Origin of the sequence: Phocaeicola sp., from assembly GCF_048170425.1 — a bacterium.
In the GTDB taxonomy this organism is placed as follows: Bacteria; Bacteroidota; Bacteroidia; order Bacteroidales; family Bacteroidaceae; genus Phocaeicola.
Genome location: NZ_DBEXBB010000159.1, coordinates 1 through 18,287, shown reverse-complemented (window position 1 = coordinate 18,287; position 18,287 = coordinate 1). Strand labels below are relative to the sequence as shown.

The following is an 18,287-nucleotide window of genomic DNA, read 5'->3' as shown; positions in this document are numbered from 1 at the left end:
TTTCTTGCGTGTCCGGAACTCTTAGTAAAAACAGCACAACTTTTGCTTAATAGTCTATTATTTTAGGATGACTTTATGCAAAGTGTCTACTGTTCCAGTTTATAAAAAGAAAAAACGTCTAGTTATATCAGGAAAAGTCAGTTCTCAGTACTTCTTAGGCAGTACTACAATACTTCTTAGAAAGTACTGCAGTACTTTTAGGGGAGTACTGCAGTACTTTCTAAGAAGTATTGGATTTATAAAAGTCAGATTCCGAATGGCTGATTTCGTAGAAAAAATAGAGAGGCTACTCAATCTCAGTTGAACAGCCTCTCTATTTTTTATGTCTTTATCTTTTTTATAGATGAAGTTTCAGCTTGACAAAATTTTTGATGAATTCTACGGTACCATCAATACCTAATACAGAAGAATCGATGCATAGATGATAGGTAGCAGCGGCTCCCCATGTCTTGTAACTATAGTAGTTGTAGTAGGAAGAACGTTTCTTGTCCGCTTTTTCCATCAAGTCTTCTGCATCTTCTGCGCTGATGTGGTGTAGTTTCATCAGTCGTTCAATGCGAGCTTCCGGTGAGGCTGATACAAAGATATTGGCACATCTGGGATGATCACGTAAAATGTAGTCTGCACATCTTCCCACGAAAAGGCACGATTGCTTTTCTGCCAGCTGGCGAATGACATCACTCTGGATTTTGAATAAGGAATCATTGCTGAGATAGGAGTTGTATGGATAGGCTCCTTCTGTAATAAAGGGGAAGCGGGTACCGAATAAGCCTCCTAAAATGGTTTGAGAAGCTTTTTCATCGGCTTTTTCGAAGAATTCCTTGCAAAGTCCGCTTTCTTCAGAGGCCAGGTTAATAAGCTCTTTATCGTAGAAGGCAATGCCTAAGTCATTTGCTAATTTCTCGCCTATTTCTTTTCCGCCGCTGCCCAGCTGGCGTCCGAGATTAATAACATAGTGTCCGTCCATAGTGTAACTCTTTAGTTGATACACAACAAATATAATTCTTTCTGCGGAAAAATGTCACTTTTTTGTCTTTTATTTTATTTCGATTCCAGTTTCGGCAGCGTGTCGTTTGAATTTCTGGAACTGACTGTAGAGCATGCTTCCGGCAATGATGCTGGCGGTTATGTCAGAAATCGGCATGCTGTACCACACTCCGTCTACTCCCCAGAAAAGCGGAAGGATGAGCAAGCAGGGAATCAGAATCAGCACCTGACGGCTTAAAGAGAGTATGATGGCTTTCTTAGCCATTCCGATACTTTGGAAGAAGTTGGAAGTAACCATCTGAAAACCGATAATAGGGAAAAACATGACGACTACCCGCAAACCTTTGGTGCTTAGCTGGATGAGCTGTGAATCGGTGGTGAAGGCGGCTACGGCCAGCTCTGGCATCAGTTCACCCACTAAGAAGCCGCTGGTAGTAACAAAGGTGGCAGCGATGACGGTATATTTCATTACCTGATTCACGCGATGATAGTGTTGGGCACCAAAGTTGTATCCGGCAATGGGCTGCATTCCCTGATTCAAACCCATCACAATCATGACGAATAAGAATACAATACGGTTGACGATTCCAAATGCACCGATGGCCAAATCTCCATCATATAGTTTTAATCCTTTGTTTATCAGAATTACGATAAAGCAGGAGGCTAGGTTCATGAAAAATGGAGCCAGTCCGATACCGATGATATTTTCTACCAATATTCTTTTTAGGCGATAAATGCCTCTCCGGAAGTGAAGCAGTTCATTCTTGTTACAGAAAATCCAGATAAGCCAGCAGAGTGAAATCACCTGAGCCAGGACGGTTGCCACGGCAGCTCCCCTTATTCCCATGTGGAATGTATAGATGAACAGCGGGTCTAGCAAGGTATTGATGATGACAGTCAGTATAGTGGCAGCCATAGCTTTCTGGGGATGTCCGGCAGAACGTAACACGGAATTGAGCCCTAAATACATGTGTGTGACTACATTTCCTAGTAATATGGTAATCATGTAATCTTTTGCGTAGGGCAGTGTGGCATCACTGGCACCAAAAAAGTATAAGATAGGGTCCAGAAACAAGAGACAGACAATGGTAAACACAATTCCGATAATCAGATTTAATGAAACGACATTTCCTAAAATCTGCTGGGCTGTGGTATAATCCTTCTGGCCAAGTTTAACGGAAATGAGTGTAGATGCACCGACTCCCACCAGTGAACCAAAGGCGGCAGCAAGATTCATTAACGGAAAGGTAATAGCTAGTCCTGATATGGCCAAGGGACCAACACCGTGTCCGATGAAAATACTGTCCACCATGTTGTAAAGTGAAGAAGCAGTCATGGCAATAATGGCCGGAATGGCATATTGCATTAAAAGTTTTCCAATTCTTTCAGTTCCAAGTTCAGTAGCTGTTCCTTTTTGTGACATAATTATTTTTTCTTATTAATTGTTATCCAGAAATCTTTAGATTTTCTAAAAAATCGTGCAAAGGTAAACTTTTTTCCGCAATCAGGGAAAACTTTGTGTATCTTTGCGCTCCAAAAATAAAAAGCTATGTAGATGAAAGTGAATAGAATAGGATTAGTTTTTTTCTTTTTGTTCTGTGGGGGGATTACTTCGGCAGAGACTTTATATAAATACAGAATTCAACTGGCTGACAAGTTAAAGTCTGTATATTCTTTGGAACATCCTGAAACTTTCTTGTCAGAACGAGCACTTGCCCGTCGTGCTAGTCAGGGATTAATGGTTGATTCTACCGACTTACCCGTTTGTCGTGCCTATATTGAGTGCCTGAAGTCGCAGGGAGGAAAATATATCTCATCTAGTAAATGGAACAATACCGTGTTGATGCAGGTATCTGATGAGGCTGTTGCTTTACGTTTCTTGGACAATGCTTTTGTCCGTTCTGTTAAGAAAGTATGGGTATCCCCGGATTCCATTATGCCCCGTAACAAAGACAGAAAGGAGCAGGTGAAGAATCAGTGGAAAAAGCAGGATGATTATTATGGGATGGCAGCCGAACAAATCAAAATTCATCATGGAGACAGTCTGCATCTGGCTGGTTTTAAGGGTAAAGGGATACAGATTGCGGTCATTGATGCTGGCTTTTATAATGTAGATGCCATGAAAATCTTCAAGAATACAACGATTTTAGGCACACGTGATTTTGTCAACCCTTCTTCAGATATTTATGGGGAGCATAATCACGGCATGAAAGTCTTGTCGTGCATGGCTGTGAATACACCTCATGTGATGGTGGGAACAGCACCCGAAGCGAGCTATTGGCTTTTAAGAAGTGAAGACAATGATACGGAACAGCCAGTGGAAGAGGATAACTGGGCTGCGGCTGTGGAGTTTGCCGACAGTGTAGGGGTGGATATTATCAATACGTCATTAGGATATTATTCATTTGACGACCCGATTGATAATTATACGTATCGTCAGTTGGATGGACATACTTCTTTGATGGCCGCTTCTGCTTCGTATGCAGCCAAGAAAGGACTTTTGGTGGTGTGTAGTGCTGGAAATTCCGGTATGGATACCTGGAAAAAAATCACTCCTCCAGCCGATGCCGAAGATATACTGACCATAGGGGCCATTGATAATATGGGTGTAAATGCCGCTTTTTCTTCCATTGGCAATACGGCTGACGGACGTATCAAACCCGATGTCATGGCGATGGGTGTACGCTCGGCAGTGGTAGGAGTAGACGGAGGTACTTCTTTTGCCAACGGCACTTCTTTTGCGTCGCCTATTTTTTGCGGACTGGTGGCTTGCTTGTGGCAGGCATGTCCTTGGCTTACGGTGCGGCAACTCATTCATGTAGTGCATGAAGCCAGCGACCGCAATGCTTATCCCGACAATATATACGGATACGGAGTGACAGATATATGGAAAGCCTATCAACTGGCTATGAAACTGAAAACGGATAGTGATGGAAAATAAACCTCTGTCTTTGCTCGAACTGAATTCTTTGGTCAGACGGAGCATTACCTCCTGTTTGCCGGATGAATATTGGGTACAGGCCGAATTGAGCGATGTGCGCGTAAATTATTCCGGGCATTGCTATCTGGAGTTTGTACAGAAAGATGCCACCGGCAATGCGCTCCTGGCCAAGGCAAGAGGAATTATATGGGCAAATGTCTTTACCCGCTTGCGGAGTTATTTTGAACGTGAAACGGGGCAGGCTTTTGTTTCAGGCCTGAAGGTGCTGGTAAAAGTCACGGTCGATTTCCACGAACTGTATGGCTACTCGCTGACGGTAGTCAATATTGACCCTACCTATACCTTGGGAGATATGGTGCGTCGCCGTAAGGAAATTCTGAGACAGTTGGATGAGGATGGAATTCTGACACTGAATAAGGAACTGGAACATCCCGTGCTGACACAGCGTATTGCGGTCATTTCATCGGCTACGGCTGCCGGTTATGGCGACTTTTGCAATCAGTTGCAGCATAATGCTTTCGGATTTGTATTTTATCCCCGGCTTTTTCAGGCCATTATGCAGGGAGAGCAGGTAGAACAGTCCATCATTCAGGCACTCGACCGTATTAATGCGACACGCGATAACTGGGATGTGGTAGTGATTATCCGAGGAGGAGGAGCTACTTCCGACCTTTCCGGTTTTGATACCTACGATTTGGCAGCAAACTGTGCACAGTTTCCGCTTCCCATTATTACCGGAATCGGTCATGAACGAGACGATACGGTGCTGGATATGATTTCACATACCCGTGTCAAGACTCCGACGGCTGCGGCTGAGTTTCTGATTAATCATGTAAGGCAGACGGCACAGGAGCTGGAAGCATACGAAGAAGTCATTTATCAGGAAGTGCCTCGCTTGTTGCAACAAGAGAAACAGCGGCTGGAGTCATTTGTAACCCGGATTCCGGGACAAGTACAGATGCGGTTGCAGCGGGAAAACTTCCGTCAGGAGAAGTTTCAGAACCGGATGAAAACGGCCTGGCAGTCACGTCTGTTGCAAGAAAACTACCGTTTGCAGCTAATGCCCAGAGTGTTTTCCGCTTTGCAGAATCGTGTGCAGCGTGAGACGCATCGTCTGGAATTGCTGGCACAGCGGGTAGATTCGGCTTCTCCGGAGAAGTTATTGAAAAAAGGATACAGCCTTACTTTGCTGGATGGAAAGGTGGTGACGGATGCTTCCTTGCTGAAACCGGGAGATGAAGTGGAAACCCGTCTGGCAAAAGGTATATTTAGGAGTAAAGTAATAAAATAAGTAATATGGCAGCAAAGAAGGAAACCTATTCGGAGGCAATGAAACGCCTGGAGGAAATAGTGTCTCGCATTGAAAGCAATGAATTGGATATAGATCAGTTGGGTGAATACTTGCAAGAAGCCCAGAAGCTGATAAAGTTCTGCAAGAACAAGCTGTATAAGGCCGATGCGGAGATAAAGAAAATCTTGGAAGAAGATAATGAGGCACAAGCCTGAAACAAAAAAGCCAGACCGGAAAGTCTGGCTTTTTTGTTTATCGGATGATGGTCATTTCTTTGAGCAAATGAGAAGCACCGGCAAACTTGTCAATGATGAACAAGGTATAGCGGATGTCTACACAGGCCGCACGTTGCAATTGTGGGTTGTAGGCAATGTCACCGGTCAATCCCTCGTAGTTGCGGTCGAATCCGGTACCGATTAGCTCACCTTTTGCATTGAATACCGGAGAACCGGAGTTACCTCCCGTGTTGTCTGTCGCAGTGGCGAAGCAGACTGGCATTCGTCCGTCAGGCATAGCATAAGGACCGAAATCCTTCTTTTCATACAATTCTTTCAGTTTGGCAGGTACCACAAATTCCGGATTGTTTGGGTCTTCCTTTTCCATCACCCCTTTTAGAGTGGTGTAGTAGAGGTATTCTTTTCCGTCAGCCGGCTCGTAGGATCCAATCTTTCCGTAAGTCAATCGGAGGGTAGAGTTGGCATCCGGATAGATAGGCTGTCCGTTGGCTTTCTTCATTTGCAATACACCCTCTACCCAAGTCTTGTGAGCTGCGTTGTATGCATTGGTTTCCTCCTGCATGGCATCGCTGGTAGCCTGGTATCCGTTGCGTACGGAAGCGGCATATCTCACCATCAGGTCGTTTTCCAACTGTTGTGCATCAGGCTGTTTCAGAAACTCCTCCAGGGCTTCCGGACTTCTGAAAATGGACTGGTCGAAGCAGGCATCCACAAATGCATCGGTGTTGCCCTGGAAATCCTTTTCAATAGTCTGGAATATATCAATTCGCTGGTCTGCCGGAATCAGTCGGGCATACAAGGCAATCAACTGTTTGGATACCTTGCGGTCGACTTCCGGATTGTAGTCCTTGTTGAAGAACTTTTGTCCAGCTTCCTTTAGGACAGCAACAGCTTCGTCAATGTCTTTTTGCTTTTGGCTTTCCAGTGCCACTCTCAACGCATCCGTATCGGGTACCTTAAAGAATTCGGTTCCCAACATCAGGGCTTCGTAAATAGCCTGCTGATGGTACACTGCATCGTGACGCTGTGCTACAATCTGCTTGATACTTTCGTAGGCTTTCCGGTATTTGTCATTTCCGATGGAATCTCCGAAAGCTAACAATTGTTCCTGCTCCCGTTTCTTGCGGTCGAGTACTTTCAGGCGTACCAGTCCTTCGTTCATGCCGATGGCATTTTTCCAGTAGTTAGCCGATGAAGCATACTTGGCTGCATACTGGATACGGGTATGCGCATCCTTTGCCATTTCTTCTCCCAGCACCCGTAAGCGCACGCCACGAATGGTGTCACGCATGAAGTTGGTAGTTTGCATGCGTTCTTCCACCTCATCGCTGATCATGTAACGCCAGTTGCGTCCGGGGAATCCCATTACGAAAGTAAAGTCGCCTTCCTTCACTCCTTTCAGGTTGATGACAATGTGTTTCTTTACTTTCAAAGGTATGTTTTCGGCATTGTAATTGGCCGGTTTTCCGTTTTTATCAGCGTAGATACGGAAGATAGAGAAATCACCGCAGTGACGAGGCCACATCCAGTTGTCGGTATCTGCTCCGAACTTACCGATAGAAGAGGGGGGAGCTCCCACCATACGTACATCCTTGTAGGAAGTCTTGACAAACAGGTAGTATTTGTTGGCTCCATAGAACGGTTTCAGTTCTAAAGTTGTAAATTCGTTAGTGCGGATACGCTCTTTCTTGGCAAACTTTTCAGTCACTTTGGCTAAGAAAGAAGGAGAGAGGTAGTTGGTTCCGTCCGGGTCTTTGGATTTTTTCAATTGTTTCTGTACATATTCCGTTACGTCAAGTATCCGGTCGATAAAGGTCACGCTCAGTCCTTCACACGGAAGTTCCTGTTCGCGGGTCATGGCCCAGAAACCGTCGGTCAGGTAATCATGTTCCACAGAGCTGTGTTGCTGGATGTAACCGTATCCGCAGTGGTGGTTGGTCAGCACCAGTCCTTCCGGGGAGATGACTTCCCCCGTACATCCGCCTCCGAAATGCACCACGGCATCTTTCAGGCTGATGTTGTCCGGGCAATACACCTGGTCAATGCTGATGTCCAGTCCCAAATCCTGCATCACGGCAGCATTCTGCTGTTTCAGGTCGGTCAGCATCCACATTCCCTCATCCGCATGAGCGGTGAGGGAAAGGATCGCAAATAAGGATAATAATAATTTATGCTTCATTATTCTACAATTGTCATTTCATCAATCAGGTTCTTGCAGCCTCCCAATTTTTCTACGATGAACAGCACGTAGCGAATATCTACGGCGATACAACGCTGGAGGTTGTTGTCGAAGTTGATGTCTCCGGAAAGAGATTCCCAGTTGCCATCAAATGCGCATCCAATCAGTTCACCGTTTCCGTTCATGACTGGAGAACCAGAGTTACCGCCGGTAATGTCATTAGTTGTCAGGAAGCAAGTCGGCATTTCCCCATTCGGCAATGCATAGCGTCCATAGTTCTTTGTGGCATACAACTCTTTCAATTTAGCCGGTACGACAAATTCCGGATTGTTCGGGTCTTCTTTTTCCATTACCCCTTTCAGTGTAGTGTAATATTTGTAGTGTACACCATCTTTCGGATCGTAAGCCTTTACATTACCGTAAGTCAGACGGATGGTAAAGTTGGCATCCGGCGCTTTAGGAGTCGGTGCATACATTTCGCAAAGACCGCGTACGTAGGTCTTGTGCAGCAGGTTGATGTCACCGTTGGCTTGATCCAGCTTGTCTGCCAGTTCCTTGTATTTCTTACTCACTGCAGCGGCATATTCAGCCGACAGGTCTTTGTTGATAGCCTCTACGGTAGGATTTTCGATGAAAGCGTTGAAATTCTTTTCATTGGCGAAGATGCTGTTGTTGTAGAGGGCATCTACGTAGGCATTGTAATCGCCCTTGAATGTTTTCTGTACGGTCTGATAGAAATCAGGCAATGCTTCAGCCGGCACTTTTTCTGCATAAAGCGGCAACAGAACTTTAGCCACCTTGCGGTCTACTTCGTGGTCATAGTCCTTGTTGTGGATGTCAGCGTAGGCTTCTTTCAGGGTGGCAATGGCTTTTTCTACATCTTTTTTCTTATTCTTTTGCAGGGCAGTTGCCAAGTCCTGAAGTGCTTCCATTTTCGAAGTCAGGGTGAATTCGATACCGCTTCTGAAAGTTTCAGTGAAATAAGTCAGTTGTGTGCGCAGCGGAGTGACACGCTTTACATAGTCGTCAATCTTTCCTACTACAGCTGCATAGTCTGCATCCTGTTTTTCCTTGGCAAAAGCGGCAAATTTAGCTTCCTGTTCAGCCTTTGTTTCCAGCACCTTGTTCTCCACAATGGCCTTGTTCATACCAATCGAGTTTTTCCAGTAGTTGCTAGAACCGGCAAACTTGCTGGCATACTGGATACGTACCCTGTCGCTGGCAGCCATTTCCTTGCGAAGAATATTCTGGCGTTCTTCGCGTACGGTAATACGTGGCACGTTGATGCCTTCCATGCGCAGACGTACTTCACTTTCTGTCAGGTAGCGGCTGGTGCTTCCAGGGAATCCCATAATCATGGCATAGTCGCCTTCCTGCAATCCTTTCAATGAGATAGTCAGGTGTTTCTTTACTTTCAAAGGCACATTCTCTGCGCTGTATTCAGCCGGATTACCATCCTTGTCGGCATAAATACGGAACATAGAGAAGTCCCCTGTGTGACGCGGCCACATCCAGTTGTCGGTTTCACCTCCGAATTTACCGATTGATGAAGGAGGAGCGGCTACCATACGTACGTCACTGTAAGTCTTGATAAAGAACAGATAAAATTTGTTTCCTTCATAAAACGGAAGTGCTTGTGTAGAGATACCCGGTTTGCCTTTCAAGTCACTTTTTTTCAGTTCGTCTGCTGCCAGTTTCTTCAGGTATTTGCTTCCAAAAGACTCAGTTTCGCTGACTTTTCCTTTACGGATATCTTCATTTACTTTTTCTGTTATATCTACAATCCGGTCTACAAACTTAAAAGTCAATCCCGGTGTAGGAAGTTCTTCCTGATAACTTTTTGCCCAGAACCCGTCGGTCAGGTAATCATGTTCTACTGAGCTATGTTGTTGGATGGCGTCATATCCACAGTGGTGATTGGTCAAAATCAATCCGTTGGGTGAGATAATTTCACCAGTACATCCGCGTCCGAAAATTCCGACGGCATCTTTTAATGTTATCTGGTCAGGATTGTAGATGTCCATGATGTCCATTTTCAGTCCTTGCGCTTTCATTCGGTCCGCAAGATTCTGCTCCTGCATGAGCTGGAGCAACCACATTCCTTCATCGGCTTTTGCCGGAGAGAATACAGCACAAACAAGTGCGAGTGCGAGTACTTTCAGTTTTTTCATTGTTTATGTATAGTGTTAAAATATAGATTGCACAAAAATAGTAAAAAAATGCACACCATTCTCATGCGGGTCACTTAAAAGGTAATAAACCACTATCTTAGTATAAATTTTGATAATATATTTCGGCGCTTCCTTGAAAGATTATACCTTTGCCCACAAATTTAAAAGGTTTCAGCATGTATAAACTTTATTTTTTTCTGTTGTGTGCAATGCTTTGCACCTCTTGCAGTAAGAAATATAAGATAGAAGGTACTTCATCTGTTTCTATGTTGGACGGAAAAATGCTTTTTATAAAAATCCCGGTGGGTGATAAATTGGTCAACATTGATTCGGCAGAAGTAATTCATGGCTTATTCGAAATGCAGGGAAAGGTTGATTCCACGGTTTTGGCTTCTTTGTATATGGATGATGAGTGCATCATGCCTTTGGTGATAGAACCGGGCCACATTGATATTCAGATAGACAATGCGGGAATTACGATTAAGGGGACTCCGTTGAACGATTGCTTCAATGATTTTGTGGTACAGAAGAACTCACTCGACGACCGTGCTTACGAAGTAGAGCGGGAGGAAAGTCGCATGATTATGGATGGAAAGGATTTGCAGACAGTACATCAGGAAATCCAGAAAAAGCGCGACGAGATAGTTACAGAAATGAACCAGCTGGCCAAGACTTTTATTCAGGAGAACTACGAAAATGTATTGGGACCGGGATTGTTCATTATGTTAGGTAACAGCATGCCTTATCCCTTCATGACTCCTCTGATGCAGGAAATCGTTGACGCGGCTCCTGAAACGTTCAAGAATAATTACATGGTGAAGGAATATGTGTCTGTGGCACGTGAAAACATGTCGCATGCTCCTCTTCGTCATTAAAAAAATCGGGTAAGAATATTTCTTTCTACCCGATATTTATTTTATTCTCCACTTTTCTTTTCTCCTTTGTATTTTTCCGGCAATCCTTTTTCAATGACCTTATAGGATTCTTCCATCAGCATGGTCTGATTGTCCTGTCCTTTTCCTTGTGGATAGATAGGCTGATGAATAGTTAGTTTCAACGGATGCCAGGAAAGCATTTTGCCCGTGCGCGGCAAAATGTCGAAAGAACCGCTGATGCTCATTGGCACTACTGGAAGCTGCAACTGGTCAGCTAGCAGGAAAGCCCCTTTCTTAAATTCATTCATGCGACCGGTAAAGGTTCTTCTGCCTTCCGGAAATACCACGAGTGAAGTACCTCCCTGCAAGATTTTTTCTGCTCGTTTGATGGTCTCATATACTTTGCGCGGACTGGATTTATCAACGAAAATGAAACCGGCTGATTCGCAGGCTTTTCCTACGAAAGGAATGCTGCGCAGGCTTTTCTTCATCATCCATTTGAAGTTTCTTCCTAGGAATCCATAGATAAGGAATATGTCGAAAGCTCCCTGATGGTTGGCTACAAATACATACGACGTGTTGTGGTCAATGTTTTTGTGCCCTTCCACTTTCACCGGAAGCAAAAATAGAAAACAAGTGAGTTGTGACCATATTTTTCCCGGGTAATATCCCCAGAAGTGTCCGTTGCCCAGCCAGCATCCTAGCATGGTAGTCAGCGCAGTCAGGATGGTCAGTACGAGAAAAATGGGAAGCCCGATACAGATTTGGTAAATGATGTATAAGAATCTCATAAGTATATAAGTTTTATTGGATTGATTTGTTATTTCCTTTTTTTAGTGTGAGGACAGTTATTTCCGGCCAGGCACCCAGGCGCATGGGGAAGAGTACATAGCCCAGTCCGATGTTTACGTACAGCCCTCGGTTGCCTTCCAGATACATTCCTCTGTGTTCCGGATAGATAAATTTGGACACTGAAAACCCGAACAGGCTGATTTGCATGTCGTGGGTATGACCTGACAAGGTAAGCTGTACCGAGGTGTCTGGAAGCACTTTCCGGCGCCAGTGTGTAGGGTCATGACTTAGCAGTACCTTGAACATGCCGTCTGTGCCTTGCAGAGCCTTGGGCAAGTCACCTCTGTCAGGGAAAGGTGGCTTGCCGCTGTTTTCTACGCCGGCTACGGCAATGGAATCTGTACCTTTATATATAATACGGTGGTCATTTTGCAGCATGCACCATCCCATACGGTTTTCGCGTGCAATCAGACTGTCTACGTTAGCCAGACGAGCCTGTTCGTTTTCCCACTTTACGTAGGAACCATAGTCGTGGTTACCCAAGACGGAATACACTCCGTCGCGAGCTTTCAGTTGTGAGAACACGGGCATAAATTCCAGCAGTTCGTCGGCGCGGCTGTTCACGAGGTCACCAGTGAATACAGCCAAGTCTGCACCTTGCCGGTTGCAAATATCGATAGCTTCCTGAAGTGCCCTTCCATTTCCTTTCCAGCTTCCGGAGTGGATGTCCGACAATTGCAGAATGCGATAGCCATCGAATGCATCCGGCAGGTCGGGCGAGTAGAATGTAACTTCTTTTACTTGAAAATTCTCCTTTCCCTCAATGGCTCCAAACAATACATATCCGAAAACAAGCAATGCAGGTGCCAGTGAAATCCATCCATGAGGCACAGGGCGCTTTATCAATCTTCTGATCAGTTTCAGCAGAATACTGGTCAGCATGAATAGCATTTTAGGAATGGTGACGCATAGCGCAATAATCAGGTAGGTTCCGAAATATTCATGTAAACTGTCATGTCCCACAAGGAAAACTACTAATGCGAGCAATAGTAATAAGGTGGGCAGCCAGTAGGCACGTTTCCACTTCTTATCGTGCAGGCTGGTCAAATAGGTCTTGTAGATATACCAGTCTGGTAGCAGGAACAAGGCCAAAAATATCAGTGACACTCTTAGTAGAATCATATTTGTGTACTTATTTTAGGGTTGCAGATTGGCTGCGAGATATTTTCGCAGTACGTCGGCATCTATATTCCGGCGGGAAGCATAGTCCATGAGTTGTTCCTCGTCTATTTTTCCTACCGAAAAATAACGTGAGGCCGGATGGGCAAACATCAGTCCGCATACCGAGGCATGAGGTTGCATCATTCCGTTCTCTGTCAGATGTATCCCGATGCGTTTCATGTCAATAAGTCTGTCGAGCAGAAAGCTGACAGATATATCGGGCAGGGAAGGATAGCCTACGGCAGGACGTATGCCCTGGTAGTCTTCGTTCAGTAGCTGTTTCATCGTCAGCTTTTCGTCCTTGGCGTATCCCCACACCTCCTTACGCAGGGTTTCGTGTATTTTTTCAGCTGCGGCTTCTGCCAGTCTTTCCCCGAGCGTTTTGATGAGCAAGGACTGGTAGTCGTCATGGCTGAACTCTTCTTCCATGGCTGGCTCGATGGTGGTAGCGAATCCTCCTACCGTATCCTTGATGCCGGAAGAAAGAGGACGGACAAAGTCACTCAGACAGAGAAACGGGTCGTCTGGACGGACGCGGCTCTGCTGACGGAGCAGAGGGAATAAAGTTCCCTCTAACAGCAGATTGTCGCCTTCGGCATTGGCTTCCATCAGGCGATAAATGGCATATACCTTGTATTTCCCGTCAATTTTGTTCAGCATGCGTACTGCTTCTTTGTGCAGTTGCATGGCTTCAGCAGCTTTGGCGCGTTCAGCTTCGGGAAATGAAGCCAGCCATCCGGCCCGACAGGCATCACACCCATGAATGTCGGCAATGGCTGCGTAGCGAGGCTGAAATCCCCATGCGTGGAAAAAATAAATCCAGTTGATGTATTCAGCCAAGTCGTGTATGTCGTAACTGACGGTCGTGATGTCTGTTTTCATTTGCTTTCTTTTAACGTTCAAATCGGAGGGCTTGTCCACGGTGATTCTTGTTGACTGTTCCATTCTCATAAACAGCTGTACCGTTGACAAAAGTTTTTTCTACTTGGGCATGGAAGGTACGGCCTTCCATCGGACTCCAGCCACATTTGCTTTCAATGCAATCAGCTGTTGCAGTCCATTCCTTATGCGGATTCAGCAGAACCAGGTCGGCCTGATAGCCCGGGCGGATAAATCCTCTTTGGCTAATCTGGTAAAGCTGTGCCGGTGCGTGGCACATTTTCTGTACTAACTGTTCGATAGACAGGAGGCCTTCGTGTACCAGTTCGTAGATGCTGACCAGTGAGAACTGCAGGGTCGGCATGCCCGATACGGCTTTCAGGGCCCCTCCTTCTTTCTCACTTAACAGGTGAGGTGCATGGTCGGTAGCAATGACGTCAATCAAGTTGGTAGTCAGGGCTTTTCTCAGTGCATCACGATCTGCTTTTGTCTTGATGCTGGGATTGCACTTGATGCGTGCACCCAGTTGGGCATAGTCTTCATCGCAGAACATAAGGTGCGATACGCAGGCTTCTGCCGTAATTTTCTTTTCGTGGAGCGGGCGGTCTTCCAATAAGCCCAGCTCACGTGCTGTGCTGATGTGCAGGATGTGCAGACGGGCACCTGTTTCCTTAGCCAGTTGTACGGCCAGTGATGAAGAATGGTAACATGCCTCTTCATCGCGTATCAGCGGATGGAAAGAAATATCCAGGTCTTCACCATATTGCTTTTTGAAGCGTTCGGTATTTTCGCGGATGGTTTGCTGGTCTTCACAATGGGTAGCAATCAGCATGCCCGCTTCTGAGAATATTTTTTTTAATGATTCCATGCGGTCTACCAGCATGTTTCCGGTGCTGGCTCCCATGAACAGTTTCACACCGCATACGTGAGTCTTGTCAAGCGCCTTCAGCTGGTCGGCATTGTTGTTCGTAGCCCCAAAATAGAAAGAATAGTTGACAATGCATTTAGTGGCTGCATCCTGGAACTTATTTTCCAGTGCTTCTAGTGTGGTAGTCTGGGGGGTGCAGTTCGGCATATCCATGAACGAAGTTACTCCTCCTGCAGCAGCCGCAGCTGTTTCGGTAGCCATGTCTGCTTTGTGGGTAAGTCCCGGATCGCGGAAATGCACATGGTCATCTATCACTCCTGGCAACAGAAAGCATCCTTGTGCATCAATCTCTTCTTCACAATCGGCAGCGGGTTTTCCCTCTCCTTCAATGACCTCTTGTATCTTTTCTCCTTCAATCACCACAGAACCGGTAAAGCGGCGTCCTTCATTTACGATGATTGCATGATGTATCCACGTACGTTTCATAATGCTTCTTAGTTAGAATGTTTAGGATATTTTTTGAACCAGCTGTCCCATTTCAGTTGGATGACACCGAATACAGCTTCCCCAAAGATACTGCTGTTCATTTTGGAAGTACCTAATTCGCGGTTGATAAAGATAACCGGTACTTCTGTAATACGGAATCCGCATTTAAAGGCAGTGAATTTCATTTCTATCTGGAAAGCATATCCTTTGAAACGGATGTGGTCCAGATGAATGGTTTCAAGTACTTTACGACGGTAACATACAAAACCGGCGGTAGTGTCGTGAATGGGCAGTCCGGTAATGAACCGCACATATTTGGAGGCAAAGTAGGACATCAGTACTCTTCCCATGGGCCAGTTCACCACATTGACCCCGCTTACATAGCGTGAACCGATGGACACATCGGCCCCCTCTTCATGGCAAGCCTTGTAAAGCCTGGGCAAATCATTGGGGTTATGGCTAAAGTCGGCATCCATTTCAAAGATGTAGTCGTATCCTTTTTCGATAGACCATTTGAAGCCGGTAATATAAGCTGTTCCCAGTCCGAGTTTACCTTTTCGTTCAATCATAAACAAACGTTCGGGAAACTCTTTTTGGAGACGGCGTACGATATCAGCTGTTCCGTCGGGAGAGTTGTCTTCGATGACCAGAATGTGGAATGTTTTCTCAAGTCCGAATACCGCCCGGATTATATTTTCGATGTTTTCCTTCTCATTGTAAGTAGGAATAATCACAATACTGTCACTTGTCTGCATGGTGTATCAATTAGAATTGTGCAAAGATAGAAATAAAAATGTGATTCCTTTTTTCGTGCTCTGAATTTTTCTTTCTAAAAACGCAAGTGTGTTTAAGAGCAAACGCCTAAGCGTTTTAGTTGAAACACAAGTACGTTTTACTTCAAACGTAAGTACGTTTGAGTCAAAACGCTTAGACGTTTTGGAGCAAGCGTTTGGATGTTCTTGAAAAGGATGGGAAATAAGCCTTTTTCTTCTTGGAAATTTGTAAAAAACAGAGTATATCTTCATGGAAAAATGGTATACAGTGGGGACGGTTTTCAATTTCTTATAAAAAAAGTGACAGAAGTGTCTGCTTTCCCGAAAAAAGTTTGTAGACTTGTGCCCATTATTCTAAAAACCAATGTGATTTAAGATTATGATTATAGGAATTGATGTAGGAGGAAGCACCACCAAGATTGTCGGGATTAAGGACAGTGAAATCAAGCATCCGATGTTTGTGACCGCTAAGGATCCGGTTACTTCGCTGTTTGGTGCATTTGGAAAATATATATACGACCATTCCATCCGGCTTTCGGAGGTGGAGCAGGTAATGCTTACCGGAGTGGGAAGTTCATACATTCAGCAGCCCTTGTACGGTCTGCCTACGGCCCGTACGGATGAGTTTATCGCTAATGGTCTGAGTGCCCAGTATGCCACAGGGTTAGATAAGCTCATGGTGGTGAGTATGGGAACGGGAACGTCTTTCGTGAAAGTGGAACATGAAAAGATTCGCCATGTGGGCGGAATTGGTATCGGGGGAGGCACACTGATGGGATTGTCGCGTCTGTTGTTGCATACGCAGGACATTCTGTGGGTGTCAGAACTGGCTGGAAAAGGTAATTTGAAGAACGTGGATTTACAGATTCAAGATATTTGTCAGACTTCCTTGCCCGGACTGCCGCTTGATGCCACGGCTTCCTTATTGGGAAAATTAGATAACAATGTGTCTCCCGAAGATTTGGCTTTGGGTTTGATGCACATGGTGTTGCAATCTATTGGGCAAGCTGCGGTGCTTTCTGCTTTGGAAATGAAAATCCGTGATTTTGTATTGATTGGCAACCTGACCCAGCTGCCTCAATGTCGTCCGGTCTTCGATGCCATTGCGCAGATGTACGACGTGCGTTTTATCATTCCGGCAAACGCGGAGTATCAGACGGCCATAGGAGCCGCATTAGCTTATATCAAACAAAAAGAAACAAGTCCGGTAAGGGAGTAATTCTTACCGGACTTGTTTCTTTTTGTGAGTCTTATTCCGTTATTTCTGGCGCAGGATATCGGCTATCAGGTAAACTTGGCTTTCTGACAGACCTTGTGCCGTCAGTGCATCCTTGTCAGCCAGGAACAGGGACATAAATTCGTCGTCTGATTTGCAAGCTGTTTCTGCTTTCCGGTAGTGGATTAACGCCTGAGGGATGTTTCCCATAGCCAGATGGACGTGACCTGAGTTCAACCAGTCATTGGCCTGGGGATTTTCCAGTGCAAGCAACTTTTCATACATGCGGACAGCTTCTTTGTATTTTCCAGACATGAAGTAACACCATCCGATGGCTCGTCGTGCCTTTTCCGGATGTGTCTCCAGAAATTCAACTTTGTAAAAGACCTTGATGGCCTCCGGATAATTTCTCAGAGCCGCATGACATTGTCCGGTTTGCATCAGAATATGCAGGTTGTCCGGGTCGAATTCAAGCACTTTCTGAAAACAGAAAGCTGCTTGAGAGTAATTACCCGACAATTTGTAACATTGTGCCAGATGTTTGAGTGTCCATAAATGGTTGGCTTTTAGTGCGTCTGCCTGTACGTACGCTTTTACCGCTTTATCATAAAGCTTGTTTTTCTGGTAGGCGAATCCTAATTTTTGCCAGGTTTCTACATTAGCCGGATTTTGCTGAGCCAGACTTTCATAGAGTTCGGCGGCTTCTTGCATGTATCCTTTTGAAAAGAGATATCCGGCAATCTGGTTATGATACGTTCCTTTCAGTATCAAGGGCCGGAGCAAGGTGTTGTTCCAGAAGTCCAGTTTTTCACGGAAAATGTCTTGCATTTCCTGTTTGAATCTCCATAATTTATAAAACCGGTATAAATTGTGGATATATTGCCGTTGTATGGCATTGATTTTCTGTTCTTCCGGATTTTCACTCGTTTCCAGTTCCTTGGGAATCAATTCTTCCCCTTTCATGTGCGAACGCATGAAAGTTTGCTGGTCATGAGGCAATGACTGCATGGCCAGGCAGAAAGAGAATTTATCAGAATCGCAGAACATCTGTGAATTAATCATCAGTCCGAACAAGGATTTCTCATTGAATTCCTTGTCTTTAAAAATTTGATATAAATCAGGTACTTTCATGCTGAACAGATAGAACCAGTGAGCTGCTTCCTGAAAGAACGGGAAAGTCTTGAGTTGTGAAAAGGCAGTCATGTAGGTATCAGCTCCTTCCATTTGTAACTCCCCTAACTCACGGATGTGGCTGTTTATTTGTTCCATATCCTTCTGCCATTCCGGATTGAGGTCTTCAATGTCTTCTATCTCAATGACTTTTGACTCTGGATTTCTGAGGTTGGGATTGCGCATCATCTGGGGAATAATT

Annotated in this window: 15 protein-coding genes; 5 read left to right on the top strand and 10 right to left on the bottom strand. The window is 45.1% G+C overall.

All coding sequences use genetic code 11. The annotated features are described in order from the left end of the window. Nucleotides 1-337: 337 nt before the first annotated feature. Nucleotides 338-967 carry an AAA family ATPase gene (locus ACMJ0U_RS06170; protein WP_417128895.1) on the bottom strand — a complete coding sequence of 210 codons (630 nt, stop codon included), beginning with the start codon at nucleotides 965-967 and terminating at the stop codon, nucleotides 338-340. A 69-nt stretch (nucleotides 968-1,036) separates the two neighbouring features. Continuing rightward, nucleotides 1,037-2,410, bottom strand: a complete 1,374-nt coding sequence (locus ACMJ0U_RS06165) for an MATE family efflux transporter (RefSeq protein ID WP_417128893.1) — start codon at nucleotides 2,408-2,410, stop codon at nucleotides 1,037-1,039. A 138-nt stretch (nucleotides 2,411-2,548) separates the two neighbouring features. On the opposite strand from ACMJ0U_RS06165, the gene ACMJ0U_RS06160 reads away from it, so the two are divergent. From ACMJ0U_RS06160 to xseB, 3 genes are read left to right on the top strand one after another with little or no spacing between them, the layout of a single operon-like run. Next, nucleotides 2,549-3,928 (top strand): S8 family peptidase, encoded by a 1,380-nt coding sequence (locus ACMJ0U_RS06160; protein WP_417128898.1) that lies wholly within the window; start codon nucleotides 2,549-2,551, stop codon nucleotides 3,926-3,928. After that, on the top strand, nucleotides 3,918-5,219 hold the full coding sequence (gene xseA, locus ACMJ0U_RS06155; protein WP_417128891.1) for an exodeoxyribonuclease VII large subunit: 1,302 nt from the start codon (nucleotides 3,918-3,920) through the stop codon (nucleotides 5,217-5,219). The genes ACMJ0U_RS06160 and xseA overlap by 11 nt, the downstream gene beginning before the upstream one ends. Nucleotides 5,220-5,224: 5 nt before the next feature. Then, nucleotides 5,225-5,434: an exodeoxyribonuclease VII small subunit gene (gene xseB / locus ACMJ0U_RS06150; protein ID WP_007561272.1), complete on the top strand. Its 210-nt coding sequence runs from the start codon at nucleotides 5,225-5,227 to the stop codon at nucleotides 5,432-5,434. 37 nt (nucleotides 5,435-5,471) lie between these two features. Here xseB and ACMJ0U_RS06145 read toward each other — a convergent pair whose 3' ends face one another. Both ACMJ0U_RS06145 and ACMJ0U_RS06140 read right to left on the bottom strand, forming a co-directional pair. Next, nucleotides 5,472-7,637, bottom strand: coding sequence for a S46 family peptidase (locus ACMJ0U_RS06145; protein ID WP_417128897.1), 2,166 nt, complete (start codon nucleotides 7,635-7,637; stop codon nucleotides 5,472-5,474). Next, nucleotides 7,634-9,805, bottom strand: a complete 2,172-nt coding sequence (locus tag ACMJ0U_RS06140; protein WP_417128889.1) for a S46 family peptidase — start codon at nucleotides 9,803-9,805, stop codon at nucleotides 7,634-7,636. The genes ACMJ0U_RS06145 and ACMJ0U_RS06140 overlap by 4 nt, the downstream gene beginning before the upstream one ends. A 176-nt stretch (nucleotides 9,806-9,981) precedes the next feature. Between ACMJ0U_RS06140 and ACMJ0U_RS06135 the strand changes: the two genes are divergently transcribed. Beyond that, on the top strand, nucleotides 9,982-10,680 hold the full coding sequence (locus ACMJ0U_RS06135; protein WP_417128887.1) for a DUF4369 domain-containing protein: 699 nt from the start codon (nucleotides 9,982-9,984) through the stop codon (nucleotides 10,678-10,680). Nucleotides 10,681-10,721: 41 nt separating this feature from the next. Here ACMJ0U_RS06135 and ACMJ0U_RS06130 read toward each other — a convergent pair whose 3' ends face one another. Genes ACMJ0U_RS06130 through ACMJ0U_RS06110 form a run of 5 tightly spaced genes read right to left on the bottom strand, consistent with a single transcriptional unit; the run spans nucleotide 10,722 to nucleotide 15,681 of the window. After that, entirely contained in the window at nucleotides 10,722-11,471 is a 750-nt protein-coding gene (locus tag ACMJ0U_RS06130) for a lysophospholipid acyltransferase family protein (RefSeq protein WP_417128886.1), read from the bottom strand. 13 nt (nucleotides 11,472-11,484) lie between these two features. After that, entirely contained in the window at nucleotides 11,485-12,654 is a 1,170-nt protein-coding gene (locus ACMJ0U_RS06125; RefSeq protein WP_417128884.1) for a metallophosphoesterase, read from the bottom strand. A gap of 15 nt (nucleotides 12,655-12,669) precedes the next feature. Continuing rightward, complete coding sequence (locus ACMJ0U_RS06120; protein ID WP_417128883.1) at nucleotides 12,670-13,575, bottom strand: vitamin B12 dependent-methionine synthase activation domain-containing protein; 906 nt, start codon at nucleotides 13,573-13,575, stop codon at nucleotides 12,670-12,672. 10 nt (nucleotides 13,576-13,585) lie between these two features. Then, complete coding sequence (locus ACMJ0U_RS06115) at nucleotides 13,586-14,926, bottom strand: dihydroorotase (protein ID WP_417128881.1); 1,341 nt, start codon at nucleotides 14,924-14,926, stop codon at nucleotides 13,586-13,588. Nucleotides 14,927-14,934: 8 nt separating this feature from the next. Continuing rightward, on the bottom strand, nucleotides 14,935-15,681 hold the full coding sequence (locus ACMJ0U_RS06110) for a polyprenol monophosphomannose synthase (protein ID WP_417128879.1): 747 nt from the start codon (nucleotides 15,679-15,681) through the stop codon (nucleotides 14,935-14,937). Between the two features lie 397 nt (nucleotides 15,682-16,078). Here ACMJ0U_RS06110 and coaW point away from each other — a divergent pair, with 397 nt between their 5' ends. Further along, on the top strand, nucleotides 16,079-16,918 hold the full coding sequence (gene coaW / locus ACMJ0U_RS06105; RefSeq protein WP_417128877.1) for a type II pantothenate kinase: 840 nt from the start codon (nucleotides 16,079-16,081) through the stop codon (nucleotides 16,916-16,918). Between the two features lie 39 nt (nucleotides 16,919-16,957). On the opposite strand, the gene ACMJ0U_RS06100 is transcribed toward coaW, so the two are convergent. Continuing rightward, nucleotides 16,958-18,287: tetratricopeptide repeat protein (locus tag ACMJ0U_RS06100; protein WP_417128875.1), on the bottom strand; the 1,330-nt coding region annotated here is incomplete at its 5' end.